The following is a 1,157-nucleotide window of genomic DNA, read 5'->3' as shown; positions in this document are numbered from 1 at the left end:
CATGGGTGGTCCCTGGTCCGGAGGGCGCCCGGAGGTGGTGGCCGTCCGGGTGTCGGCGCGCGTGCCGAGGGGCTCGGCACGCGGGGGCTCAGTGGGCGGAGCCGAGGGCGGCGCGGATGGCCTCGCCGGCCTGCCGCGTGGTCGCGGCCGGGTCGGCGCCGGCGACGATGCTCGCCTCGGCCTGGCCGAGCGGTCCCCAGGTCGCGTTCATCGCGGGGATCGTCGGCAGCGGCTGGCCGCCCGCCCCGGCCTGCGCGAGGGAGCCGATGTCCGGGTCCTTCGCGGACGCCTTCGCGAGCGCGGAGGTCAGCGCGGGCGGCTCCGGCGAGGCCTGGTAGATCTCGCGCAGCAGGAACTCCTGGGCCAGCGGCAGGTTCCTGGCCTTGGCGGAGAGGTAGAAGCTCTGCACCCCGATGAACGGGCGGGCCCGGCCCTTGCCCGCCCACCCGGGCACGGCCGAGATCGCGTAGGGCACCCCGGCCTGCTTGAGCTGGCCGAGCGCCCAGGGCCCGGCGACCAGGAACGGTGTCTTGCGCCCGGTGAACAGCGCGATGGCGTTGGTGTCCACCGAACGGTTGAACAGCCCGGCGCCCTTCTCCCCGTACTGCTTGAACAGCTCGCCGGCCGCGATCGAGCCCGGTCCGCCGATCCCGAGGTCGGCGGTGTCATAGCCGCCGTCCGCCTTGGCGGCGAACAGGTAGCCGCCGGCCGAGGTGAACAGCGGCTGCAAGGCGTACGCGTTGCCCTGCTGGCCGATCGGCAGGGCGAGCGGGAGCTCGCTCTTCCCGTCCTTGACGGCGCCCTGCCCGGCGGCGGCCAGGTCCTCGAAGGTGGTGGGCGCGTTCGGCGCGGTCGTCGCCGGCAGCGACCTGATGGCCCTCGGCGTCACCCAGGCCGCCCGCGAGGCCGGCCGCTCGGTGCCGGGCGACCTCTCCGTGGTCGGCTACGACGACTGCTACCTGGCCGCCCACAGCAATCCGCCGCTGACCACCGTGCGCCAGCCGATCCAGGAGATGGGCGCGGCCGTCGCCGAGGCCCTGTGGCGCCAGCTGGAGGGGCACGGCGGCCAGGTCAGGGACTACCTGTTCACCCCGGAGCTGGTCGCCGGCGAGTCCACCGGCCGACTGCGGCACGGCTGACCCGACGCCGAGGGCCGG

The 1,157-nt window shown here is 75.4% G+C and carries 2 protein-coding genes; one reads left to right on the top strand and one right to left on the bottom strand.

From position 1 onward, the window contains the following. Nucleotides 1–88: 88 nt before the first annotated feature. The gene (locus J0670_RS38410; protein ID WP_207817399.1) at nt 89–889 is read right to left on the bottom strand and encodes an extracellular solute-binding protein; all 801 of its coding nucleotides are present in this window, start codon (nt 887–889) and stop codon (nt 89–91) included. On the opposite strand from J0670_RS38410, the gene J0670_RS38405 reads away from it, so the two are divergent. Continuing rightward, nucleotides 873–1,139 (top strand): substrate-binding domain-containing protein, encoded by a 267-nt coding sequence (locus J0670_RS38405; RefSeq protein ID WP_207817398.1) that lies wholly within the window; start codon nt 873–875, stop codon nt 1,137–1,139. The genes J0670_RS38410 and J0670_RS38405 overlap by 17 nt on opposite strands. Nucleotides 1,140–1,157 lie beyond the last annotated feature (18 nt).

The sequence above is a fragment of the Streptomyces sp. FH025 genome (genome assembly GCF_017427025.1).
Classification (GTDB): Bacteria; Actinomycetota; Actinomycetes; order Streptomycetales; family Streptomycetaceae; genus Kitasatospora.
Note: the sequence above shows the minus strand (reverse complement) of the source record. Positions and strands in the feature narration are given on the sequence as shown.

Bases quoted from the DNA above. Each gene is read 5' to 3' on its own strand.
- J0670_RS38405 (WP_207817398.1), top strand. From the start codon at position 873: ATGGCCCTCGGCGTCACCCAGGCCGCCCGCGAGGCCGGCCGCTCGGTG.